The 21,943-nt window shown below is 68.9% G+C and carries 21 protein-coding genes and 1 riboswitch; of the genes, 10 read left to right on the top strand and 11 right to left on the bottom strand.

Going from position 1 to position 21,943, the window contains the following annotated elements; translation table 11 throughout:
* The 3 genes from K9U15_RS05835 to K9U15_RS05825 form a co-directional block, all read right to left on the bottom strand.
* A complete protein-coding gene (locus K9U15_RS05835) occupies positions 1-288 on the bottom strand; it encodes a GMP synthase (protein ID WP_227115190.1) in 288 nt (95 codons plus the stop codon).
* 322 nt (positions 289-610) lie between these two features.
* Complete coding sequence (locus tag K9U15_RS05830; protein WP_096228064.1) at positions 611-1,507, bottom strand: carbon-nitrogen hydrolase family protein; 897 nt, start codon at positions 1,505-1,507, stop codon at positions 611-613.
* Positions 1,508-1,685: 178 nt separating this feature from the next.
* Entirely contained in the window at positions 1,686-2,921 is a 1,236-nt protein-coding gene (locus K9U15_RS05825) for a CynX/NimT family MFS transporter (protein ID WP_206613357.1), read from the bottom strand.
* Positions 2,922-3,364: 443 nt separating this feature from the next.
* On the opposite strand from K9U15_RS05825, the gene K9U15_RS05820 reads away from it, so the two are divergent.
* Positions 3,365-4,279, top strand: a complete 915-nt coding sequence (locus K9U15_RS05820; RefSeq protein ID WP_161959458.1) for a LysR family transcriptional regulator — start codon at positions 3,365-3,367, stop codon at positions 4,277-4,279.
* Between the two features lie 413 nt (positions 4,280-4,692).
* Positions 4,693-5,016, top strand: coding sequence for a DUF1292 domain-containing protein (locus K9U15_RS05815; RefSeq protein WP_087191305.1), 324 nt, complete (start codon positions 4,693-4,695; stop codon positions 5,014-5,016).
* Between the two features lie 126 nt (positions 5,017-5,142).
* Here the strand turns inward: K9U15_RS05815 and K9U15_RS05810 are convergent, their stop codons facing one another.
* Positions 5,143-5,337, bottom strand: a complete 195-nt coding sequence (locus K9U15_RS05810; RefSeq protein ID WP_015539953.1) for a hypothetical protein — start codon at positions 5,335-5,337, stop codon at positions 5,143-5,145.
* Positions 5,338-5,475: 138 nt separating this feature from the next.
* Here K9U15_RS05810 and K9U15_RS05805 point away from each other — a divergent pair, with 138 nt between their 5' ends.
* Positions 5,476-5,697 (top strand): helix-turn-helix domain-containing protein, encoded by a 222-nt coding sequence (locus tag K9U15_RS05805; RefSeq protein ID WP_041239536.1) that lies wholly within the window; start codon positions 5,476-5,478, stop codon positions 5,695-5,697.
* 90 nt (positions 5,698-5,787) lie between these two features.
* Here the strand turns inward: K9U15_RS05805 and K9U15_RS05800 are convergent, their stop codons facing one another.
* From K9U15_RS05800 to K9U15_RS05785, 4 genes are all read right to left on the bottom strand, one after another.
* On the bottom strand, positions 5,788-6,198 hold the full coding sequence (locus tag K9U15_RS05800; RefSeq protein WP_015539951.1) for a pyridoxamine 5'-phosphate oxidase family protein: 411 nt from the start codon (positions 6,196-6,198) through the stop codon (positions 5,788-5,790).
* A 146-nt stretch (positions 6,199-6,344) separates the two neighbouring features.
* Positions 6,345-7,142, bottom strand: a complete 798-nt coding sequence (locus tag K9U15_RS05795) for an energy-coupling factor transporter transmembrane protein EcfT (RefSeq protein WP_096228066.1) — start codon at positions 7,140-7,142, stop codon at positions 6,345-6,347.
* Positions 7,139-9,181, bottom strand: coding sequence for an energy-coupling factor transporter ATPase (locus K9U15_RS05790; protein WP_301155752.1), 2,043 nt, complete (start codon positions 9,179-9,181; stop codon positions 7,139-7,141). Before K9U15_RS05790 ends, K9U15_RS05795 begins: the two co-directional genes overlap by 4 nt.
* 65 nt (positions 9,182-9,246) lie before the next feature.
* The gene (locus K9U15_RS05785) at positions 9,247-9,843 is read right to left on the bottom strand and encodes an ECF transporter S component (protein WP_087191299.1); all 597 of its coding nucleotides are present in this window, start codon (positions 9,841-9,843) and stop codon (positions 9,247-9,249) included.
* 156 nt (positions 9,844-9,999) lie between these two features.
* Positions 10,000-10,184, bottom strand: a riboswitch (FMN riboswitch).
* A gap of 179 nt (positions 10,185-10,363) precedes the next feature.
* Here K9U15_RS05785 and K9U15_RS05780 point away from each other — a divergent pair.
* Entirely contained in the window at positions 10,364-11,785 is a 1,422-nt protein-coding gene (locus K9U15_RS05780; protein WP_096228068.1) for a sodium:alanine symporter family protein, read from the top strand.
* 25 nt (positions 11,786-11,810) lie between these two features.
* On the opposite strand, the gene K9U15_RS05775 is transcribed toward K9U15_RS05780, so the two are convergent.
* Together K9U15_RS05775 and K9U15_RS05770 are read right to left on the bottom strand one after the other, a co-directional pair.
* Complete coding sequence (locus tag K9U15_RS05775; protein ID WP_123674663.1) at positions 11,811-12,140, bottom strand: helix-turn-helix transcriptional regulator; 330 nt, start codon at positions 12,138-12,140, stop codon at positions 11,811-11,813.
* On the bottom strand, positions 12,130-12,576 hold the full coding sequence (locus K9U15_RS05770; RefSeq protein WP_123674664.1) for a hypothetical protein: 447 nt from the start codon (positions 12,574-12,576) through the stop codon (positions 12,130-12,132). Before K9U15_RS05770 ends, K9U15_RS05775 begins: the two co-directional genes overlap by 11 nt.
* A 103-nt stretch (positions 12,577-12,679) precedes the next feature.
* On the opposite strand from K9U15_RS05770, the gene K9U15_RS05765 reads away from it, so the two are divergent.
* The 6 genes from K9U15_RS05765 to K9U15_RS05740 all read left to right on the top strand — a co-directional run bounded on the left by K9U15_RS05765 (position 12,680) and on the right by K9U15_RS05740 (position 21,404).
* Positions 12,680-12,970: a hypothetical protein gene (locus K9U15_RS05765; RefSeq protein ID WP_123674665.1), complete on the top strand. Its 291-nt coding sequence runs from the start codon at positions 12,680-12,682 to the stop codon at positions 12,968-12,970.
* A gap of 271 nt (positions 12,971-13,241) precedes the next feature.
* Positions 13,242-14,657, top strand: a complete 1,416-nt coding sequence (locus tag K9U15_RS05760) for a sodium:alanine symporter family protein (RefSeq protein WP_096228070.1) — start codon at positions 13,242-13,244, stop codon at positions 14,655-14,657.
* Positions 14,658-14,870: 213 nt separating this feature from the next.
* Positions 14,871-15,284, top strand: a complete 414-nt coding sequence (locus tag K9U15_RS05755) for a hypothetical protein (protein ID WP_087191293.1) — start codon at positions 14,871-14,873, stop codon at positions 15,282-15,284.
* A 327-nt stretch (positions 15,285-15,611) separates the two neighbouring features.
* Positions 15,612-18,098, top strand: a complete 2,487-nt coding sequence (locus K9U15_RS05750; protein WP_301155751.1) for an HAD-IC family P-type ATPase — start codon at positions 15,612-15,614, stop codon at positions 18,096-18,098.
* 177 nt (positions 18,099-18,275) lie between these two features.
* Positions 18,276-19,526, top strand: a complete 1,251-nt coding sequence (locus K9U15_RS05745; protein ID WP_301155750.1) for an aminoacetone oxidase family FAD-binding enzyme — start codon at positions 18,276-18,278, stop codon at positions 19,524-19,526.
* A gap of 15 nt (positions 19,527-19,541) precedes the next feature.
* Complete coding sequence (locus tag K9U15_RS05740) at positions 19,542-21,404, top strand: NAD(P)/FAD-dependent oxidoreductase (RefSeq protein ID WP_123674394.1); 1,863 nt, start codon at positions 19,542-19,544, stop codon at positions 21,402-21,404.
* On the opposite strand, the gene K9U15_RS05735 is transcribed toward K9U15_RS05740, so the two are convergent.
* Positions 21,401-21,928: a cob(I)yrinic acid a,c-diamide adenosyltransferase gene (locus tag K9U15_RS05735; protein ID WP_123674395.1), complete on the bottom strand. Its 528-nt coding sequence runs from the start codon at positions 21,926-21,928 to the stop codon at positions 21,401-21,403. The two genes, K9U15_RS05740 and K9U15_RS05735, sit on opposite strands and share 4 nt — an antisense overlap.
* Positions 21,929-21,943: the final 15 nt, after the last annotated feature.

Below are 21,943 nucleotides of genomic sequence, written 5' to 3'. Positions count from 1 at the left end.
CTACTGGGAACATGGCCGCCCCCAATCTTCGCGGGGGTATTCGCGCTTGAGGCGATCCCATTCCGCTTGGGCATTCGCTTGGACTTCCTCCCAAGTATACGTAATCCCCGTGCGCGCGATCTCTGCCTCGGATGCGTCCACGACCGCGTCGCAGTACGCGTCGTAGGCGCGCTGCTCGTCGATGGACAGGCCGAGGGAGGTCAGAAACGGGTCCGGCTGGAACTCTGCCATGCTCTCACCTCCTTCGCTGGCAACGATGCGGGTGTGCTCGAATGCGATGTAGCCCATGCATCCTCCTACCATGCGGGCGCAACCCAACGCGGGCTACTCCCAATGTTCCCTGGTTTCGAGGATCCTGCAAGCGTTGCGTCAGGCAGAAGGGGAACGCCTTCGCCTCTTCGGACTGCGCATCAGCGCAGCGCGTGCATTGGCTCGTTTCGATGAGGCTATCGTAGCATAGGGAACATATGTTTGTAAAGAGGGAATGGCGAATGTATGTCGCTTAAAGAGGGGCGGGGCGAAAGGAGGTCATCCCGCATGCAGAGGAGGCTGCCCCCGGTACGCAGGCAGCCCCCTCTTTGACCAGGCAGGTTTCAACCCGCATGCGCCCTTACCGCTTGAAGCGCTCCTGCCCGGCCAGCTCGGCATACCAGCGGGCGTAGACATCGGGGCGGAAGTCCGGGTCCTCGTCGGCCCATTGCTTTGCCAGGAAGGGCTTGTCTACGTAGGACAGATCGACGGTGCCCAGGTGCAGCTCCTGCTCGTCGGATCCGGGGGCGCCGCAGGGCCCGCCGGCGTAGTAGTGCACGGCCGGCACGTTCTTGCCGGGGCCTATCACGCTGCTGCCGCCCACGAAGTCGTCGGTGAGGGCGCAGCCCGTGCAGTTCGCCGAGGCGATGTACACGTCGTTGTTCGCAGCCAGGTACTCCAGCGAGTCCTTGATGTTGCGGGCGGTCACGCCCGTGTTCACGGCGAACGGGTTCGCGATGAGGCGGCATCCGCTCGCGCGGTAGTAGCGCATGATCTCGGAGAACACGAACGTGTCGTAGCAGATGCTCACGCCCACCGGCCCCCAGGGGGTGCCGAACATGAACGGCTCGTCGCCCCGTCCCGCCCAGGTGGGCTCGGCGGCCGGCAGGTGCATCTTGCGGTAGCGGCCGAGCACTCCGTCGGGTCCGCAGGCCACCGCGGCGTTGTAGACGGTACCGTCCTCGGCGCGCTCGGCCAGTCCGAACACGGCGTACACGCCCAAGCGGTGCGTGACCTCGGCCACGGCCTCGGTCGACGGGCCGGGAATGGGTTCGGCCAGCCGATGGTGCATGCGCTCGTCGCCGGCGTGTTCGAGATCGGCGTCGTAGCCGGTGAGCGCCGTCTCGGGCAGCACCACAAGGTTCGCCCCGCGCGCCGCCGCGCACTCGATATAGCCCGTGATGCGGTTCAGGTTCCGCTCCTTGTCGCCCCAGCGCGGCTCGTACGTGACCACGGCGACGTTCATGATGTCCTTCATGAAAAGCTCCTTTCCAGCAAGGCGCAGTGCCTTGCGCCATCCTCTCGTCTTGCGCTTTGCGCGCCCTCGCATCCGCCTGCTCGGTTTCCCCGAGGTGCGGCCGGGCCTGCGCAGTTCGCCCTCGGCCTGCCGTGCTGCCATGACGGTCCCGGCCGCTGCAGAGCGCTCTTCTCGTCCGTTAGCGCAGCTTCGGCGTGACGAACGTGCACACGGCGCCCACCACGGTGAGCGGCACCATGAGGTAGAACGCCATGTCCCAGCCCACCGCCTCGATGAGCAGGCCCACCAGGCTGGAGCTCAGGAAGATGCCCACCCACTGGAACGTGTTCAGCAGCGCTACGGCCATGTCGCCCTGCGCGGGCGGCACCAGCTCGGCCACGGCCGAGAAGCACAGGCCTACGATGCCCATGACCGCGATGCCGAACAGCACCACCAGCACGATGAACACGCCGGTGGGCCAGGTGGGCATGAGCGCGTAGGTCACGGCGCTGGCCAGCATGAGCACGCCGAGCGGCTTCTTGCGCGACCCCATCTTGTCCGACACCATGCCGGCCACGATGCCCACGGGGATGCCCACGAGCGGCGCGATGCTCACGATGGAGCTGGCCGCCGCCGCGTCCATGCCGCGCACCTCGGCCAGGTACGTGGGCAGAAACGAGATCACGCCCTGCTCGGCAATCAGGTACACCATGAGCGTGATGCCGACGAGCCACACGCCCGGGTTCAGGAACACGTCCTTCGAGAACAGCCTCGTCGGCGCATTCGGCGCAGCCGGTGCGCCGTCAAGCGCCCCTGTGCCCGGCGCTTCCGCGGCCGGCGCGGCCGCCGCCGCGAGCGATGCGTCAAGGTTGCGCAGCGCGACGATCCATGCCACGAGGAACACGCCGGCGTAGACGGCCGTGAACCACCATACGTTCTCCCAAGCGCCGCCCTCGGCGATGCGCGGCGCCAGGTTGAACATGGCTATCTGGCCGAACGCCATGAAGCACATGAGCAGGCCCATGGCGCTGCCGCGGCGCCGGTCGTCGAACGAGCTGGCCACGGCCGCCGGCCCCAGCGTCATGAGCAGGATGAGCCCCACGCCTTCCACGATGCGGCTGCCCAGCATGACGGCGTAGCCCGCATCGAGCGCGCCCACGACCGAACCGGCCAAGATGGCCGCCAGGGCGATGATGCCCGTCTTGTAGTACCCCAGCTTCGCGATGATGACGCCGCTGGGAATGGCCAGGAATATGCCCGAGAACACGAACACCGAGATAAGCAGCCCGGCCTGCCCAGCCCCCGCAAGCCCCATGCTCTCCGTGAGCACCGGCACGATGGGCGCCACCTTGTTCAGGCACATGGCCCCCGCCGTCATGGACATGAGCATCATGAACAGCACGAGCCCGGGAGAGATCCTTTTCCGCTCCATCATGTTTTCACCCCTTTCGCGGCCGTCTGGCCGCCTCCGTGCGCACCACGGGCCCGTCCTGCCCCGAAACCGCAGGTGGGTGGTGGTCGCGCTCATACCTCCCGTACTGCTCCCAGCTTACGCGCGGGGTTTCCTATGGCGGAACGAACGATATGGAGAGGGGTATCAATAGTCACGTGAGGCCGATTCAAAACGCGCGCCCCGCTGCGTAGAATGGAGGCGCGGAACCGAAGGCGGGCGCATGCGGGCCGGGCTGCGGAAGCGGGGCGCAGGCTTGGCCGCGGGGCGGGAGCGGGTGCGTGAGACGGCGGGACGCCCCCTGTCCAAGCATGGCGCGCACGGCAACGGGGGCGCGGTGCGCGCTTGCGCGCCGGAAAACGCGACCGGCGCGCCGGCGGAGGGAGGCGGCGCGCCGGGTGCAGACGAGGCGGGGAAGGGAGGCGGCCATGGACACACGCGACTTGAAGGTGTTCGTGGCCGTCTACGAGACGAAGAGCATCACCCGCGCAGCGAAGGACCAGTTCCTAAGCCCCCAGGGGTGCAGCAAGATCGTCCAGAAGATCGAGGCCGAGCTGGGCACGTCGCTCTTTGCCCGCAACCACTTCGGTGTGAAGCCCACGCCGCAGGGCGATGCGCTGTACCGTCGCGCTCAGATGGTCATCCGCCTGCTCGAAGGTGTGAAGGATGAGGTGGAGGCTGCCCGCGCGCTGAAGTACACGCTGACCATCGCCTCGACGCAGGGCGTGTCCGAGTACCTCTCGCTCGCGTTCATCCGCGACTTCGCCGAGAGCCATCCGCATATCAGCCCGCGCATCATGGAAAGCCCCGACGCCATCGCCAAGCAGCGCACGCTCGAAAACGTTGCCGAGGTCGGCGTGCTGGGAGGGCCGGTGGACCTGTCGGTGTTCCACGCCGTGCCGTTCACGAGCCATCGGCCATGCCTGGTCGTCAACGAGGCGAACCCGCTCGCGCGCAAGGCCGCCATCGACTACGCCGACCTGGACTGCCAGCCGCTCGCCATGGTCAGCCGCGAGTTCGCCTCGCACCACCTGGTGGTGAACCGCCTGGCGAACGCGGGCGTGCACGTGGACATCGTCATGGAGGCCACGGAGCTGGACCTATGCCACCGCCTGGCCGAGCAGGGCGACGCCATCGCTGTGTCGTTCGATTTCGCCGCCTGGGGCGGCAGACGCGCGCATACGGTCATCCGGCCCTTCGCCGACCGCTCGTTCGTCTGGGAGACGTTCATCGTCCGCAAGGCCGGCGCCGACCTGTCGCCCCAGGCCCAGGAGTTCTGCGACTTCGCCCTCGCCTGGGTGGCCGATCACCGCGCCGACCTCTTCCAGTGGCCGGGCGCGTGAGGGCGCTTGGCGGCGAAGGAGGGGCTTTGCCCTGGAGGGGTTTTCCAGAAAAGGCCGGAGAATCCCGTTTTGGGCCGACGCGCCTCCTTGGAAGGGTCTTTCACGCAACAAGAAGCGTTCCGGCAACTCCGCGGCGGGATCTTTCGACCCGCTCTGCTCGCCCGGGGTGGCAAAGCAGAGGCTGACCTGCGGAATGTCATCGGCGGTAACCTAGAGTGATCGGATGGCTGCGGCGCTGCAAGCGTGCAGGTGCCGATGGCCGCGGGTCGTCGGCGGCGGTTGCAGATGAAAGCCGATCTCGTGGAGGGGGAGGCGGCGGGCGGACGGGCACGGGCGCGGTATGCTATGCTGCTGGGATCAAACAGGGCCTTGCCGCGCAGGAGGGCGGGGCCGCGAGAGGTAAGGAGCTGCGCATGCGCCAAGGGAGCGCCCCGAATTTCTGTCCGCCGGTCGAGGAGGGCGTGACGCTCGAATTCGTCGACGAGAGAGGCGATGCCGTGACGTTGGAGTTCCTCGGGCTCGTGCTGCACGGCGCGCGCCGCTACGGGTTCTTCTTTCCCGTGTCGGAGGACGAGCCGGCCGGCTCGTCGGGGGAGGTCGTGCTGTTGGAGGTGACGGAGCTGGACGAGGATGGCCAGCCCTCCGCCTTCGAGCTGGTGGAGGACGAGGGCGTGGCGGCCGAGGTGTATGCTGACTTTCGCCAGGCTACCAAGGATCTCTACGATTTCGCGGACTGACCGCGCGGCTGCTCGCGCGAGCTTACCGGCGCCCTTCCGGGCACGATGCGGCCTGCACGGCAATGGCACCCCCGAGTGCGGGGCCCAATCGTTCCGGGGCCGGTTCGCGGCCCTGTTCGCCGGACGTCAGCGCCCGAACGGATCCCAACCGCCCTCGGGCTTCACCAGCTCGGACTGGGCGATGGCCGCAAGGTACATGACCTCGTGGTTTATGGCCTTCTCAAGGCGGCAGACCTCCTCCTCGGTTTCGGCCATGGCGAATATGTGGGCAGTTGCGGCCTTGATCGCCTCCATCTGCCGTTCGTACTCTGCGTGCTCCATCGTTGTCCCCGTATCTCGGCGTCCGGTCGCGACACTTACACCGGTGCTTATATATAAGCGTGTGACCAGTTGTTTTATCCGTGTGCTGTAAACTATAGTTTACGACATTTCTCCGGCCCGATACTAGCCTTTTCGAGCATGGGGAATATTACACTGAAAGCCCAACTCGGTGCCAATATTGCGGAACTGCGAACGAGGGCCGGACTGTCCAAGACTACGTTCGCGCTCATGATCGGGGTGAGCAGGCTCTACCTGGGCAACATAGAGAGCGGTGCCGCAAACCCCACGGTTGACGTGCTGGAGCGCATCGCCGACGGCCTGGGCACGAGCGTGAGCGCGCTGTTCGGCGACGAAGGCTGAAAGCGGGGCTCCGAGCGACGGAAGGCTCACGAGGGCCGACCGGTGCCAAGCGGGCCTTGCGGCCCGCCCTTCCCGTTCGCGCCGAGGGGGCTAGAAAACCAGCGGCTTCCACTCGTCGTGGTTGCAGATCCAGGCCTGCGGGTCTTCCACCGAGAAGTACACGAGCGTGGGGTCGTGGGGCCCGTCGTAGTGCTCGCCCAGGCCGGTGAGGTGGTCGTAGCCCGCCTGGCGAATGTCATCGCCCACGCGGTCGTCAAGCCCTGCGATGCCGCGCAGGATGAGCCAGCCGTGGCCGGGCCACCACGACGTGGCCTCGAAGCGCTGGTTGGCCAGCAGCTCCTCCCACACGTCCTTGGTGGTGGCCGTGCAGAACCACAGCTTGCCGTCCTGCTCGGCGGCGAAGCTGAACGGGCGCACGTGCGGCTGGTCGTCCACGCTCGTGGCGAGGTACCACGCGGGCACGCTGGTGAGGTACTGGAGGACGGTCTCGTTTCCGGTCATGGAGTGCTCCTTTTTCATGGTCGATGGTCGGTCTTTGCGTTCCGGGCTCGGTCGCCCGGCACGGTCTTCGGCATCGTGGTTGTTCGGTCGGTTGCGGGGGGTCTGGGGGCGATCAGGGAGGGGCCGCGCCGCGGACGCGGCGGCGGTCAGGGCAGCATGTTCGCCAAGCCCACGCACACGGCCAGCGCCGCCAGCATCCCGGCGGCCACGCCGTCGCGGGCGGACAGCTTGAGCGGGTGCAGGCGGGTTCGTCCCTCGCCGCCGTGGTAGCACCGTGCGTCCATGGCGGCCGAGAGCGTTTCCGCATGGCGGAACGCGCTGGTGAGCAGGGGTATCATGAGCGAAGAGAGCATGCGCATGCCGCGCACGGGGCTGCTGTCCAGCCCGGCTCCGCGGCTGATCTGGGCGTGGTAGACGGTCACGAGCTCGGTGGCGAACTGCGGCAGGAACCGCAGGGCGATGCCCATGATCATGCCCAGCTCGTGAGCGGGAAGCCCGAAGCGGGCGAAGGGCGACAGCAACTTCTCCAGTGCCTCGGTCAAATCGAGGGTGGGGGTGGTCATGGTGATGAGGCTCATGCCCAGCAGGATGAGCACGAGACGCGCGGCGATGAACAGGCACGCGCCCACGCCTCCTGCGGTGATGCGGACGAACGCCCACTCCACGAGCACGGCGCCCTCCTGGTTTACGAACAGGTTCAGAAGGGACGCCACCACTACGATGAACAGTAGCGGCGCGAGCGACCGCGCCGCGTAGCCGAGCGGAATGCGCGAGGCCAGGTAGAGCGCCGCCACGAACACCGCTACCGCCCCGAGCGCGGCCACGTTGCGGGCGCAGAGCGCGATGACGATGAAGGCGCAGCCCAAAAGCAGCTTCGCGCGCGGGTCCAGGCGGTGCAGCGGGCTCTCGCCGGGGTAGTAGCTGCCGAAGGAGAACACGTTCATCGTGCGCCGCCCGCCCTGCCGAGGTGCGGCTGCGCCGCCCCGCCCTGCAGCCCGGCGCCCTCGTCGGACCGCCCGCCTGTGTTCCCGTCGGCGGATCCGCCGGACCGCATGCCGTCGTCGGCGCCCCCGCACGCGTCCTTGCCGGCGATCCCGGCTAGCGCGTCGGCCAGCGACGCACTGTCGAACAGGACGCCTGCCGGCAGGGGCAGGCCCCGCTCGCGCAGGGCGTTCGCCATGCGCTGGGCGGCGGGGACGCCGAGCCCGATGCCGTTGAGCTCGCCGGCGCGTAGGAACACGTCGCCGGGGGTGCCAACCTCGAACGTGCGGCCCTCGTTCAGCACGAGCACGCGGTCGCAGAGCGCGGCCAAGTCGTCCATGCTGTGCGAGATCATGACCACGGTGCGGCCCTGGGCGTGCAGGCCGGCGATGAGCGCCAGGAAGTCGCGGCGCGCCGCCGGGTCCAGGCCGGCCACGGGCTCGTCGAGCACGAGGATGCGGGGGCGCATGGCCAGCACGCCCGCGAACGCCACGCGGCGCTGCTGGCCGCCCGACAACTCGAAGGGGCTCGCATCCCCGATCTCGTCGAAGTCCAGGTTCACGAGCGCGAGCGACTCGCGCACGCGGGCGTCCACCTCCTCGTCGGAGAGCTTCAGGTTGCGCGGCCCGAACGCCACGTCGTGGTAGACCGTGTCGGCGAACAGCTGGCGCTCGGGGTACTGGAACACCACGCCCACGTCGGCGCGCACGCGGGCGGCCTGCGCCTTGTCGGCCACGTCGCGGCCCTCCACCAGCACGCGCCCGCACGTGGGATGCAGGATGCCGTTCATGTGCTGGATGAGGGTGGACTTGCCGGAGCCCGTGTGCCCGGCGATGCCGAAGAACTCGCCCGGCGCGATGGCGAAGCTCACGTCGCGCAGCGCCCATACGGCGTCCGGGTCGTTGCCCCAGTCTGGATGCGGCCCCCGGGGGCGCTTCCCCTTTCCGGCGCGCTTGCCCTTGGCGGGGTTGTAGGTGAAAGAGACGTTCTCGAACGCCACGATGGCGCCCGCGCCCTTGCCGTTTCGGCCGGAGCGCTGCGGACGCCCTTCTCCGTCGTCTTGGAGTGCGGCCCGGGGATGCTCTGCCCCGGGTTCTTCGGCGGCACCGAGGGCGTTGTCGTTCGGTGCCCCGTCCCCGCTCTCCGGGTCCGCCGCAGGGCCCGCGGGCCCTTCCGTTAGGAGGCCCTCGCGCAGCGCGGCGGCGACGGCATCCACGAGCGGTGCCTCCTCCACGCACACGGGCACGTCCACGCCCGCTTCCCGCAGCTTGAGCGACAGGTCGCAGGCGAAGGGGACCTCCAGGTTCAAGCCGGCCAGCACGTCGGTGCGCACGAGCACGTCGCGCGGGGCGCCGTTGCACGCCACCTTGCCGCGGTCGAGCACCACCACGCGGTCGGCCGCGGCGGCCTCCTCCATGAAGTGGGTGATCATGACCACGGTCATGCCGCGCCCGTTCAGCTCGCGGCACACGCGCATGAGGCCCTTGCGTCCCCGCGGGTCGAGCATGGCCGACGCCTCGTCCAGTATGAGGATCTTCGGCTGCATGCCGAGCACCCCCGCGATGGCCACGCGCTGCTTCTGGCCGCCGGACAGGGCGTTCGTCTCATGCTTCTCGAAGCCCACGAGGCCCACCTGCTTGAGCGCGTCGCGCACGCGCCGGTGCAGCTCGGCCGTTTCAACGCCCAGGTTCTCGGGGCCGAACGCCACGTCGTCTTCCACGAGGGAGGCCACCAGCTGGTCGTCGGGGTTCTGGAACACCATGCCCGCTGTGGAGCGTATGCGGTAGACGTCGCGCGGCTCGGCCGTGTCGTAGCCATCGACGGTCACGGCGCCCCGGTCGGGCAGCAGGAGCGCGTTCAGGTGCTTCGCCAGGGTGCTCTTGCCGCTGCCGTTGCCGCCCAAGATGCAGACGAACTCGCCGGGCGCCACGTGCAGGTCGACCCCGGCCAGCGCCAAGCGCTCGCCGTCGTAGGTGAACTCGATGTCGGTGCAGTGAATCATATGCTTCCTTACTGCGACCCTACGGGCCGGTTGGGTGCCGTGGGGGGCCGGGTTGACGATGCGGCCTAATGTCCTTTGACCTGCGACTTCTTCGGCGTTATCAGGTTGGAGACGGCCTTGTACACGATGAGCGTGAGCACGGCGTTCACCGTGCCCTTCACCAGGTTGAACGGGACGATGGCGGGCAGCAGCATGGGCAGGATGACGTCCACGCTGCCGTACCAGAACAGCACGCCGATGGTCAGGTTCGCCGCGATGGCGCCCGCCGTGGCCGCCAGCACGCTCGCAGCCAGGCCGATCACGCCCCGCTTGAAGGTGCGCTTGCGGCGGTAGAGGGCGGCCGCCGGCCACACGAAGCACAGCGTGGCCACGATGTTCATGAGCGAGCCCACCCACTCGCCCAGGATGAGCCCGTGGATGACGGCTGCCACGGCGCCCACGGCGATGCCCGCGCCGGGCCCGAAGGCGAAGCCGCACACCATGGCCGGCATGAGCGAGGGGTCGTAGGTGAGGAACGTGACGCCGGGGATGAGCGGGATCTGGATGAACGACAGCAACGCCGCGATAGCGCACATGAGGGCCATCGTCACCAGCTGGCGGGTATCCCACTTGTTCGTGTTCGTGAATTCGAGGTTCTGCGCGCTGCGCGCCTTCTCGGCCATGATCGACCTTCTTTCCGCGGGGCGTCGGCTGTTCGGGTCCGCCTCCCGCCTCGCAGAGAAGAAGCAAGCCCGTATGAATTCCACTCCTGCCATACGGGCTTGTGATTCGCAAGGACGCGGCCGGCCTTTACGGCAAAACGGTCGCAGCCGACGCGATATCTGCCTCTTCCATCCGGACTTTAACCGTTGGTCCCGGAATCTCACCGGTGTCAGCCTGCCGGGCGCGCTCGGCCGGGGCCGGCGTGCGCCGTCGCAGGGTCGCGGACTCTCGGCTTGGCGCGGCTTGCGCCGGCTGTCCGATTACCGCCAGTGAGGAATTTCACCTCGCCCTGAAACAGAATCCATCGCGGCCCATTGTAGCGGCCCCGACGGCCCCGCGCAACCAGCGTGCCTGAAAGACCGGACAGAAACGTCGAAGCGGTCGGCAACCGCGGGCACGCCGGCATGAGGCTTCCCATATGTGTGCGTCGGCTACAGTTTTGCGCTCGGCGCCCGCCGATCGGGTACAATACCGCGCCGTATGCTTGAAATACTGAACAGTATCGACGCGTTCGTCTGGGGGCCGGCCATGATCGTGCTCCTTCTGGGCACGCATGTCTTCCTCACCTTCAAGACCGGTTTCATCCAGCGCAAGCTGCCGCAGGCCATCCGCCTGTCGTTCCGCAAGGACCCCCAGGGCAAGGGCGACATCTCCAACTTCGGCGCTCTGGCCACGGCGCTGGCGGCCACCATCGGCACGGGCTCCATCGTGGGCGTGGCTACCGCCATCCTGGCGGGCGGGCCGGGTGCGGTGTTCTGGATGTGGATCACCGGCGTGTTCGGCATCGCCACGAAGTACGTGGAGGTGTACGCCTCGGTGAAGTACCGCGTGCGCGACCATGCCGGCAACATGCTCGGCGGCGCCATGTACGTGTGGGAGCGCGCGTTCAAGAAGGAGGACGGCCGCACCCCCTGGTGGGCGAAGCTGGGCGCCGTGGCGTTCGCCGCGTTCGCCACCGTGGCCACCATCGGCACGGGATCGGCCGTGCAGGCGTCCGCCATGACGGGCATCATCGCGTCGAGCGTGCCGGTGCCCGCCTGGGCCATCGGCATCGGCATCGTCGTGCTGGTGTCGGTGGTGATCTTCGGCGGCGTGCGCACCATCTCGAACGTGTGCGAGAAGCTGGTGCCCGTCATGGCCGTGGCGTACGCGGGCGGCTGCCTGGTCATCCTGGCGCTCAACGCCCCGGTGGTGGGGGAGGCCGTGGCGCTCATCTTCCAGTGCGCGTTCACGGGCAAGGCGGCCTTCGGGGGCGCGGTGGGCAGCGGCATCATGATGGCGCTGCAGTTCGGCTGCGCGCGCGGCCTGTTCTCCAACGAGTCGGGCCTGGGCTCGGCGCCCATCATCGCGGCCGCCGCGAAGACGCGCAACCCGGCCGAGCAGGCGCTCATCGCCATGACCGGCACGTTCTGGTCCACCGTGGTCATCTGCGCGCTCACGGGCATCGTGCTCGTGTCCACCATGATAGCGAACCCCGGCATCCAGGCCGACGTTCTGGCGAACCCCACGCTGTTCTCGGGCGCCGAGCTGGCCAGCGCCGCGTTCTCGAAGATCCCCTACATCGGCACGCCCATCCTGGTGCTGGGCATGGTGGCGTTCTCGTACTCCACGATCCTGGGCTGGTCGTACTACGGCAACCGCTGCGTCACGTACCTGTTCGGCAAGCGCGCCATCAGGCCGTACCAGGTGCTGTACGTGGCCGTGGCGTTCTTGGGGGCCATCGGCGTGGGCGATGTCATGTGGACGGTCTCGGACATCGGCAACGCGCTCATGGCCATCCCGAACATCGTGGCCATCCTGCTGCTGTCGGGCCTCGTGGCCCGCGGCACCCGCCACTACGTCTACGACGGCTGCCTCGACGAGGTGGACGAGGACCCCATCCCCGTCGTGGAGAGCAAGTAGCGGCACCCGCCCCGCATGCCGGCGGTTATGCGCGCTTCGATGCCGGGGCGTCCTCCACGGCTGTCCCGGCAAGGGGGGCGGGGGCCGGGACGAAGCTGAACTTGAACTCCACGCCGAGCGCCAGCTCGAACTTCGCGATGGTCTCCAGCGTCATGTTCGGCTGGGTGTTCAGCAGGTTGGACAGGTGCGACTTCGATATGCCCATACGGCGCGCCAGCTCGGTCTTCGAGAGCCCCTGCTCCTGCATGAGCTCCCAGATCATGACGCTGATGTCGAGCGCATGGTCATAGGCGCGCGTGCCCGGCGTGTGGAAGTCCCGCATGAAGGCGCGATCGTCGCGTTCCTCAATCGCCATCGTATTCCTCCTGTTCAAGCAACTCGACGACAAGGCGCTGTTGCCGGGTTGCGCTTGCAATAAGAGTGGTCGGAACGCTCCCGGTTCCACTGTGCCCTTGAAACGGCCGGAGTATCACGATTGCCTCAACCGTGCGGATATGCGCCATAACCCTGGCCGCTCCGGAAAAGTTCTTGATCTCGTACAGCTCCGGCGAGATGCGGCGGATGCGCCTGGCGGCCGTTGCCCATTCGAGCCCGTTTGTCGTGATTTTCTGCACCGTCGAGAGGAGGCGCTTCGCCTTGCCCCTCGATCGTGGGTCGTTCAGCCAATCGTCAAGAAAGCTGCTCGTGCTGCTTCCGTCGGATAGGACATAATAGAATACGCCGTCATCCAGTCGACGCTTGATGAGCCTCCTTCCCGATCCATTCTTTAGTTCATTTTTAAGTGAACTCATACTATCACGCCCTTTTCCCCATGGCAAGCGCCAAAGTTGCACTATAATGCAAAAATGATACTAACACGTATTCGCACGATAGTGCAATGGAAGGGCGGAGAAGATGCCTCGGGAAGACGGCGTGATCGATTGGGAGGCGTACGGGGTGCTGCTGAAGGCGGCCCGGTTGGCGAACGGATACACGCGGGGGCGGGCGCTCTCCGACGCGGTGGAGGAGAAGACGGGGATGCGGATATCGGAGCGGGCCATCTACACGCTCGAGGATGCGAGCCGCGCGCCCTCGGCCGATGTGTTCTTCGCGTTGCAGCAGGTGCTGCCCGAGCTGCGCGACCCGGAATACATGAAGCCGCTGTTCAAGCGCAACGGCATCCAGGTCATGCTCGTGGCCTTCTGAACGCCGTGGTGCCGGGCGTGTCCGCGAGGGGCTTTGCCGCTCCCCGCACCCGCGCGTCGGCCGCGGCCGGGCGGCGGGGCTCCGCTCGCTGGGAATTTCGCGGTTTACGGCGCATTCTGCCGGATCCTGCACCTATAATCCAACCACTTTAGTGCGCGAAAGCGCCCGTGCCGAAACGGCTTCATCGAATTGCCAGGGCTTCCCGGAGACGGAATCTGTTTCGGCAACGGCACTGCGCGAGGGGGATTCACCAGCAGAAAAGAGGTTGCCAATGGACATCGTCCAGCTCATCACCGACATCGACGCGTTCGTGTGGGGTCCGCCGATGATCGTGATCCTTCTGGGGTCGCACCTGTTCCTGACGTTCCGCACGGGCTTCATCCAGCGCAAGCTGCCCACGGCCATCAAGCTGTCGGTGACGAAGGACCCGGACGCCCCGGGCGACATCAGCCAGTTCGGCGCGCTGTGCACGGCGCTGTCGGCCACCATCGGCACGGGCAACATCGTGGGCGTGGCCACCGCCATCCTGGCGGGCGGGCCCGGCGCCGTGCTGTGGATGTGGCTCACCGGCGTGTTCGGCATGGCCACGAAGTACTCCGAGACGTTCGCCGCGGTGAAGTACCGCGTGAAGGACCACAACGGCAACATGCTCGGCGGCGCGATGTACGCGTGGCGCCGCGCCTTCGAGAAGGACGGCAAGACGCCGTGGTGGGGCCTGCTGGGCGCCGGCGCGTTCGCGCTGTTCGCCACCGTCGCGTCGTTCGGCATCGGCTCGGCCGTGCAGTCCAGCGCCATGACGGGCATCATCACGTCGAACTTCCCGGGCATTCCCGCATGGGGCATCGGCCTGGCCATCGTCATCATGGTGTCCATCGTCATCTTCGGCGGCGTGAAGGTCATCTCGAAGGTGTGCGAGAAGCTCGTGCCTTTCATGGCCATCGCCTACGCGTGGGGTTGCATCGTCATCATCGGCATGAACTGGGAGTACGTATGGCCCGCCATCTGCCTCATCTTCGAGTGCGCCTTCACGCCGAAGGCGGCGTTCGGGGGCGCGGTGGGCAGCGGCATCATGATGGCCCTGCAGTTCGGCTGCGCGCGCGGCCTGTTCTCCAACGAGTCGGGCCTGGGCTCGGCGCCCATCGTGGCCTCGGCGGCCTCCACGCGCAACCCGGCGCGCCAGGCGCTCGTGTCCATGACCGGCACGTTCTGGGACACCGTGGTCATCTGCGCGCTCACGGGCATCGTGCTGGTGTCCACGCTCATCGCGAATCCCGGCATCCTGGAGTCCGGGCAGATCAAAGCCGGCGCCGACCTGACGAGCGCCGCCTTCGCGTCCATTCCCTACGTGGGCACGCCCATCCTGGTCATCGGCATGATCCTGTTCGCGTACTCCACGATCCTCGGCTGGTCGTACTACGGCAACCGTTGCGCCGCGTACCTGTTCGGCAAGCATGCCGTGCGCCCCTACCAGGTGCTCTATGTCATCGTGGCGTTCCTGGGCGCCATCGGCATCGGCGACTTGGTGTGGACCATCTCGGACATCACGAACGCGCTCATGGCAGTGCCTAACATCATCGTGGTGCTCATGCTGTCGGGCCTGATCGCCCGGGAGACGAAGCATTACGTGTGGGACAAGAACCTGGACGAGGTGGACGAGACGCCCATCCCCGTGCTGGAATCGAAGTAGCCCGCGGCGCAGATCGCGGGCCGTCGGGCCGGCACGTTCAATGATATGCTGAATCACGGAGGGAGGGCGAGCGGTCGTCCTCCCTCATCTTATAATCGAAGCGCCTTGCAGCGCGCCGGCCGAGAGGGGACGTCGCGCGCCCTGCCCACCGGCCGGCCGTCGTGCCATTCCGGGACAGGGAACCCTACTCGCGTTTCGGAAAGGAAGTCCAGCATGTCCGGTTCTCAGAAGGCCTTGAAGGTCGTTTCCGTCCTCCTTATCATCTATGCCGTGGCCATGGCGGCCTTCGGCATCTTCATGGTGGCGGGCGGCTCGTTTCTGGTCGGCGAGACCGTCGATGTGGACGGCACCGCGCAGGCGGCCAACGTCATGGCCGCGGCGCTGGGCGCCGGCACCATCGCCGGCGGCGTCATCGACTTGATCATCGGCTTGCTGGGCCTGCGCGGCGCCAAGAACCCGCGCAAGGTGGGGCCGTTCTTCGTGCTGTGCATCATAGGGCTCGTGCTGGGGCTCGTGAGCCTGGGCATGTCCATCGCGCAGGGCTCGTTCAACCCGTGGTCGCTCGTCAGCCTGGTGATCATCGCCGTCTGCCTGTACCTGTCTGCGCAGGTGAAGAAGCAGGCATAGGCGGCGCGCGACGCGGCGGGGGCTCGGGGCTGCTGCGCCTGCGGGGCGTGGGAGCCCGGTGCCCGAGAACGTGGCAGCCGGCCAGCCTCGTCGGCGAGGGCGGTTGCCGGCCCATGGCGCAGCGTGCGCCCCTGCCGGTCGGGCGCATCTGCGGGCGCCCCTGTTTCCGGCAGGCGCCGCAGGCGTTTGAGGGTTTCGCGTGAACGGCCTCCCTTCCCAGCGAAGCGGAGGCCGTTTCGCGTGGAGGTGCCGTAGAATGGGCGCAAGCAGGCGGGCGGCTTCCCGAACGGGCCGTCTGCTGGACGAGCAAGAAAGCAGGAGCAGAACATGGCCGACGAACCCTGGGGACTGACCGCCGCGGAGGTGGCCGAGCGCATGGCGCGCGGCGACGTGAACGCCGACGTGGACGTGAAGACGCGCTCCGTGGGCCAGATCGTGCGGGAGAACGTCTGCACGCTGTTCAACGCCATCAACGTGATCTTGGCGGCGTTCGTGCTGCTCACCGGTTCGTACAAGAACATGCTGTTCATGATCGTCATCGTGTGCAATGTCGTGATAGGCATCGTGCAGGAGATCCGCTCGAAGATCACCACCGACCGTTTGAGCATCGTGGCGGGCTCGCACGCCACGGTCATCCGCAACGGCGCGCGCACCCAGGTGGCGTTGCATGACATCGTGCGCGACGACGTGGTGGTGCTCGGCCGCGGTGACCAGGTGCCGGCCGACGCCGTGGTGGTGTCCGGCGAGGCCGACGTGAACGAGAGCCTGCTCACCGGCGAGAGCAACCTCATAAAGAAGGCTTCCGGCGCCGAGCTCATGAGCGGTTCGTTCGTGAATGCCGGCACCGTGTGCGCCCGGGTGGTGCACGTGGGCCACGAGAACTACGCGGCGAAGATCAGCGCCGAGGCCAAGCAGCACAAGAAGGTCAACTCCGAGATCATGAACAGCTTGAACGGCATCATCAAGTTCGTGAGCTGCGTCATCTTCCCCGTGGGAGCGTTGCTGTTCGCGCGCATGTTCTTCAGCGGCGAGGAGGTGGCGCTGAACCAGGCCATCCTGTCAACGGTGGCGGCGCTCGTGGGCATGATCCCCGAAGGGCTCATCCTGCTCACGTCCACGGTGCTGGCGGTGGCCGTGGTGCGCCTGGCCAAGAGCAAGGTGCTGGTGCAGCAGCTCTACTGCATCGAGACGCTTGCGCGCGTGGACACGCTCTGCCTGGACAAGACGGGCACCATCACCACGGGGGCCATGGAGGTGGCGGCCGTGGTGCCGGTTGCAGGCGCGGGTGCGGCGGATGCTGGCGTGAAGAGGGCGGGCGCGGACGGTGCTCCGGGCGATGGCGCGTCCGGGGGTGCCGCGGCGGACATGGCGGCGTCGGGGGGCGGCGGCGTGGGGGCGGTTCCCGCCTCGCCGCGGAGTGCCGGATACGCGGCCGAACTCGACGTGGCGCTGGCCTCGCTCGCCGCGGCGGACGACGACCCGAACGAGACGGCGCAGGCCGTCGCCGCGTACTATGCTGCGCGCCCCGCCGTGCGCCCGCTCGCGCCCATGCGCACGGTGCCGTTCTCCTCCGATAAGAAGTGGTCGGGCGCGGCCTTCGAAGGCCGCGCCTACGTCATGGGTGCCGGCAGGTTCGTGATGGGAGACGCGTTCGACGCGTTCGAGGAGCAGGCGGGCGAGCTGGCCGCCACGGCGCGCGTGCTCGCCGTGGCGCGCGTGGAGGGCTTCGACCCCGACGGCGCCATCGTGGGCGCGCCGGCGCTGCTCGGGTTCGTGTGCATCCACGACCAGATACGTGCCACGGCCGCCCAGACGATCGGCTATTTCAAGGACCAGGGCGTTTCCGTGAACGTCATCTCCGGCGACGACCCGCGCACGGTGGCGGGCATTGCGGCCCAGGTGGGCGTCGAGGGCGCGGAAGAGTACGTGGACGCCACGACGCTCGAGACTCCCGAGCAGGTGGCCGACGCCTTGCGTCGCTACCACGTTTTCGGCCGCGTGAAGCCCGAGCAGAAGAAGCAGTTCGTCGTGGCGTTGCAGGAGCAGGGCCATGTGGTGGCCATGACCGGCGACGGCGTGAACGATACGCTGGCCCTCAAGCAGGCTGACTGCTCGGTCGCCATGGCGGCCGGCTCGGACGCGGCGCGCAACGTGGCCCAGCTCGTGCTCGTGGACAACGACTTCGCCAGCATGCCGAAGGTGGTGGCCGAGGGGCGGCGCTCCATCAACAACCTCCAGCGCTCGGCGTCGCTGTTCTTGGTGAAGACGCTTTTGTCCATGACGCTGGCGGTGCTGTTCGTGCTGCTGCCGTGGCAGTACCCGTTCCAGCCCATCCAGATGACGCTCATCAGCGCATTCACCATCGGCATCCCGTCGTTCGTGCTGGCGCTCGAGCCCAACAAGGAGCGCATACGCGGCCGCTTCCTGGAGAACGTCATCGTGAAGTCCATCCCCGGCGCCGTGTGCGCGGTGCTGGGCGTGCTGGCCGTGAACGCGGTGGGCCGCCTGGCGCTGGGGCTGGACTACGGCCAGGTGTCAACGCTGTGCGTGCTGCTCACGGCCTGGGTGGGCGTCATGCTCATCATCCGGCTGTCCGTGCCGTTCACGCCCATCCGCACCGCGCTTCTGGTCGTGGTGGTGGGCGGCACCGTGCTGGGCGCCACGCTGCTGCACGGGCTATTCGGCATCGAGCCGTTCACCGTGCCTATGGCCGTGCTGCTCGCCGTCTGCGCCGTTGCGGCGTCGGCGCTGTTCCACTGGCTGTACGGCGTGTTCGGCCGCTGGCACGAGGCCAGGCTCGCCCGCTGGGCGTAAACGGTGCCCTGCTGGGCGGAACGGCGCAGACCGGTGCCCCGACGGCCGGAAACGCCGAGGCCCTGCGCCGCTTCCTGCCGGCGCCTCATGTGGCGACGGCGTGAGCGGCGTTCTTCCTGCTGCGGCGTTGCGGTATGATGGCGGGCGAAGGAAGCGAGGAAGGGAAGCGGTGGGCTCATGGGCCGGTTGGCGATCATTGGCGGCGGGGCGGCGGGGCTGGCGGCGGCCGTGACGGCTGCCCGCGAGCTGCGCATGCTCGGCGTTCCCGGCGACGTGACGGTGTACGAGGCCGACGAGCGGGTGGGGCGCTCCATCCTGGCCACGGGCAATGGGCGGTGCAACTTCTCGAACGCGCGCATCGATGCGGGAGCCTACCGCAACGCGGCGTTCGTGGGCTCGGCGCTCGGCGCGTTGACGGCCGGCTCGGACCCGGTGCATGCGTTCTTCGAAGACTTGGGGCTCGTGTGGCGCGAGGAGGGCGAAGGGCGGCTCTACCCGCTGGCCAACAAGGCGACGAGCGTGCTCGACGTGCTGCGGGCGGCTGCGGCGGACTTCGGCGTGCGGGAGGCGTGCGGGCGGCGCGCCGTGCGGCTTGACGTGCCCGATCGTCCGGGCGGTCGCTTTAACATCCGCTTCGCCGACGGGACGGTGGGGCATGCCGACGCCGTGGTGCTCGCCACCGGCGGCCGGACGGTGCGCGAGCTGCTGCCGGAGGGCATCGGCTTTGCCGCCGCGCGCCCGGTGCTCGGCCCGCTGCGCACCGCCACCGACGTGGTGAGGCACCTGAACAACCTGCGCGTGCGCTGCGCCGTGACGCTTGCGGGGCCCGACGGCGCGCCCAAGGCGCGCGAGGCGGGCGAGCTGCTGTTCCGCGACTACGGCGTGTCGGGCATCGCGGTGTTCAACCTGTCGCGCTTTGCCGAGCCGGGCGACCGGCTGCTCGTGGACCTGCTGCCGCAGATGCCCGAAGGAGACTGCGCGGGTTTCCTGCATGCGCGCCGCAGGCGCCTTTCGACCGACGGCCGCCCGCTTTCGCGCGAGGCGTTCCTGCGCGGCATGCTGCTGCCAGCGGTGGCGCGCGCCGTGCTGGAGGAGGCGGGGCTTGCGCCCAGGGCGCCCCTCGCCAAGCGCGATGTGCCGGCGCTGGCCGCCGCGCTCAAGGCGTTCCCGCTGGAGGTGCGCGGCATAGGCGACGAGCGCCAATGCCAGGTGCGGCGCGGCGGCGCGGACGTGGCCGCGTTCGACCCGCGCACGCTGGAGGCCCGCGCCGTGCCCGGGCTGCACGTGGTGGGCGAGGCGCTGGACGTCGATGCCCCCTGCGGCGGCTACAACCTGCACTGGGCCTGGGCGAGCGGCATCCTGGCAGGGCGCGCTGCCGCCGCGCGGCTGATGGGCCCCGATGACGTGGCGCAGGACGAGGGACGATAGGGGGGGGGGTAGCGCATGCTCGAGGTGTCCAACATGAGGCTGCCGCTCGACGCAGGGCTGCCGGGTGCGGCGGGCGAACGGCTCGTGCGCGAGGCGGCGGCCCAGGCGCTGGGCGTGCCGGCGGCCGAGGTGGCGGCGGTGCGCGTGCTCAAGCGCAGCGTGGACGCGCGCAAGAAGCGCGACGTGCGCTTCGTGGCCGCCCTTGGCGTGGAGCTGGCGGACGCGGCGGCCGAGGACCGTGCGCTCGCGGCGGCGCAGGCCCGCGGTGGGGCGGGCGCCGCGAAGGGCACGCACGTCAAGCGCCGCGTCCCCTACGAGCCGCTCGCGGTGCCGCGCGCGGGGGCCGCCGCCGGGGCGGAGCCGCGCCCGGTGGTGGTGGGTGCGGGGCCGGCGGGGCTGTTCTGCGCGCTCTACCTGGCGCGAGCCGGGCTGCGACCGCTCGTGCTGGAGCGCGGCGGCGACGTGGACGAGCGCTTGGCCGCCGTGGCCGCGTTCGATGCGGGCGGCGACCTGGACCCGCACACGAACATCCAGTTCGGCGAGGGCGGGGCCGGCACGTTCTCGGACGGCAAGCTCACCACGAACATCAAGAACCCGCTCGCGCCGCACGTGCTGCGGTGGTTCGTGGACGCAGGCGCGCCCGAGGAGATACTCTGGCAGGCAAAGCCCCACATCGGGACCGACCTGCTGGTTGACGTGGTGCGGCGGCTGCGCGGCCAGATAATCGCGGCGGGCGGCGAGGTGCGGTTCAACGCGCAGCTCGCGGGCCTGCGGTTCGAGGACGGCGCGCTTGTCGAGGCGGAGGCGCGGGACGTGCGCACGGGCCGCACAGAGCGCATGCCGGCGCGGCGCGTCGTGCTGGCATGCGGGCACTCCGCGCGCGACACGTTCGAGCTCGTGCACGAGGCGGGCTTGGCGCTGGAGCAGAAGCCGTTCTCGGTGGGCGTGCGCATCGAGCACCTCCAGCGCTCCGTGGACGAGGCCCAGTACGGAGTGGCCGCCGCGCACCCGGCGCTCGGCGCGGCCGACTACAAGCTGGCGGTGCACCTGCCCGCGCGAGGGGGCGAGGACGCAGGGTCCGACGGCGGCTTCGGCAGGAGCCGCGGCGGCGGCGCAGGCGGCGAGGGCCGCGGCGTGTACACGTTCTGCATGTGCCCGGGCGGGCAGGTGGTGTGCGCGGCCAGCGAGGCGGGCGGCGTGGTGGTGAACGGCATGAGCCGCTTCGCGCGCGACGGCGAGAACGCGAACAGCGCGCTGCTGGTGGGCGTGGGGCCGGAGGACTTCGGGAGCGACCACCCGCTGGCGGGCGTGGAGCTGCAGCGCCGCATGGAGCGGGCGGCCTACGAGGCGGCCGTGGCGGCCGGCGGCGCGCCGTACCAGGCCCCCGCGCAGACGGTGGGCGACTTCCTGGCCGGCCGTGCGGGCGGTCCGAGCGCCGCGGTGCGCCCCACGTACGCGCGTGGCGTGGCGTGGTGCGACCTGCGGGACTGCCTGCCGCCGTTCGTGGCCGACGCGCTGGCCGAGGCGCTGCCGCTCCTCGACGCAAGGATGCACGGCTTCGCCGATGCCGACGCCGTCATGACCGGCGTGGAGACGCGTAGCTCCAGCCCCGTGCGCATCGTGCGCGACGAGGGTCTGCAGGCCGTGATGGCGGGCAGCGGGGCCGCGGCTGCGCAACGCGGCGGCGTCGGGGCTGCAAGCGCCCGGCGCACGGCCGGCGATGCGGCTTCCGGTTCGCGCCCGTCCGTCGCCGGCGAGCCCTGCGGCAGCGGCCTCTACCCCTGCGGCGAGGGTGCCGGCTATGCCGGCGGCATCATGAGCGCCGCCTGCGACGGCCTGCGCGTGGCCCAGGCGGTGGCGGGCGACGTCGCCTGCTAGAACTCGATGCCGCGCCGCGCGGGAACGCCGTCATGGTAATAGTGCTTCACCTCGCGCATCTCGGTCACGAGGTCGGCTGCGGCCATGACCTCGTCGCTGGCGCCGCGGCCCGTGACGACGAGCTCGACCCCCTCGGGCTTCTCGCGGATGGCGTCCAGCAGGGCGCCCGGTTCGAAGTAGCCGAGCGAATCGGCCACGTTCGCCTCGTCGAGAACCACGACATCGTAGTTTCCGCTGTTCATGGCCTTGATTGTGCGGGCTAGGCCGTCGCAGGCCGCCTGCGCGTCGCGCAGCGGGTCGGGGGCGGACAGCTCGTCGCCCGTGCCGAACTGCTCGGTCGTCACCGGCGCGCCCGACTGGGGCATCGCCCTGAACGCGCTGACCTCGCCGGTCTCGCCGTGCTTCATGAACTGCCCGAAGTACACGCGCAGGCCCTCGCCCGCCGCGCGCAGGGCCAGCCCGGCGGCGGCCGTGGTCTTGCCCTTGCCGTCGCCCGTGTACACCTGCACCTTGCCCTGCTCCATGCCGCTCCTTTCGCG

The sequence above is a fragment of the Gordonibacter sp. RACS_AR68 genome (assembly GCF_030418485.1).
Classification (GTDB): Bacteria; Actinomycetota; Coriobacteriia; order Coriobacteriales; family Eggerthellaceae; genus Gordonibacter; species Gordonibacter urolithinfaciens.
This window is presented reverse-complemented; position numbering and strand designations above follow the sequence as displayed.

What these genes read in the sequence shown, in the direction of transcription:
- K9U15_RS05835 (WP_227115190.1), bottom strand. Translation starts at nt 288, where the DNA reads ATGGGCTACATCGCATTCGAGCACACCCGCATCGTTGCCAGCGAAGGA.
- K9U15_RS05830 (WP_096228064.1), bottom strand. Translation starts at nt 1,507, where the DNA reads ATGAAGGACATCATGAACGTCGCCGTGGTCACGTACGAGCCGCGCTGG.
- K9U15_RS05825 (WP_206613357.1), bottom strand. Translation starts at nt 2,921, where the DNA reads ATGATGGAGCGGAAAAGGATCTCTCCCGGGCTCGTGCTGTTCATGATG.
- K9U15_RS05820 (WP_161959458.1), top strand. Translation starts at nt 3,365, where the DNA reads ATGGACACACGCGACTTGAAGGTGTTCGTGGCCGTCTACGAGACGAAG.
- K9U15_RS05815 (WP_087191305.1), top strand. Translation starts at nt 4,693, where the DNA reads ATGCGCCAAGGGAGCGCCCCGAATTTCTGTCCGCCGGTCGAGGAGGGC.
- K9U15_RS05810 (WP_015539953.1), bottom strand. Translation starts at nt 5,337, where the DNA reads ATGGAGCACGCAGAGTACGAACGGCAGATGGAGGCGATCAAGGCCGCA.
- K9U15_RS05805 (WP_041239536.1), top strand. Translation starts at nt 5,476, where the DNA reads ATGGGGAATATTACACTGAAAGCCCAACTCGGTGCCAATATTGCGGAA.
- K9U15_RS05800 (WP_015539951.1), bottom strand. Translation starts at nt 6,198, where the DNA reads ATGACCGGAAACGAGACCGTCCTCCAGTACCTCACCAGCGTGCCCGCG.
- K9U15_RS05795 (WP_096228066.1), bottom strand. Translation starts at nt 7,142, where the DNA reads ATGAACGTGTTCTCCTTCGGCAGCTACTACCCCGGCGAGAGCCCGCTG.
- K9U15_RS05790 (WP_301155752.1), bottom strand. Translation starts at nt 9,181, where the DNA reads ATGATTCACTGCACCGACATCGAGTTCACCTACGACGGCGAGCGCTTG.
- K9U15_RS05785 (WP_087191299.1), bottom strand. Translation starts at nt 9,843, where the DNA reads ATGGCCGAGAAGGCGCGCAGCGCGCAGAACCTCGAATTCACGAACACG.
- K9U15_RS05780 (WP_096228068.1), top strand. Translation starts at nt 10,364, where the DNA reads ATGCTTGAAATACTGAACAGTATCGACGCGTTCGTCTGGGGGCCGGCC.
- K9U15_RS05775 (WP_123674663.1), bottom strand. Translation starts at nt 12,140, where the DNA reads ATGGCGATTGAGGAACGCGACGATCGCGCCTTCATGCGGGACTTCCAC.
- K9U15_RS05770 (WP_123674664.1), bottom strand. Translation starts at nt 12,576, where the DNA reads ATGAGTTCACTTAAAAATGAACTAAAGAATGGATCGGGAAGGAGGCTC.
- K9U15_RS05765 (WP_123674665.1), top strand. Translation starts at nt 12,680, where the DNA reads ATGCCTCGGGAAGACGGCGTGATCGATTGGGAGGCGTACGGGGTGCTG.
- K9U15_RS05760 (WP_096228070.1), top strand. Translation starts at nt 13,242, where the DNA reads ATGGACATCGTCCAGCTCATCACCGACATCGACGCGTTCGTGTGGGGT.
- K9U15_RS05755 (WP_087191293.1), top strand. Translation starts at nt 14,871, where the DNA reads ATGTCCGGTTCTCAGAAGGCCTTGAAGGTCGTTTCCGTCCTCCTTATC.
- K9U15_RS05750 (WP_301155751.1), top strand. Translation starts at nt 15,612, where the DNA reads ATGGCCGACGAACCCTGGGGACTGACCGCCGCGGAGGTGGCCGAGCGC.
- K9U15_RS05745 (WP_301155750.1), top strand. Translation starts at nt 18,276, where the DNA reads ATGGGCCGGTTGGCGATCATTGGCGGCGGGGCGGCGGGGCTGGCGGCG.
- K9U15_RS05740 (WP_123674394.1), top strand. Translation starts at nt 19,542, where the DNA reads ATGCTCGAGGTGTCCAACATGAGGCTGCCGCTCGACGCAGGGCTGCCG.
- K9U15_RS05735 (WP_123674395.1), bottom strand. Translation starts at nt 21,928, where the DNA reads ATGGAGCAGGGCAAGGTGCAGGTGTACACGGGCGACGGCAAGGGCAAG.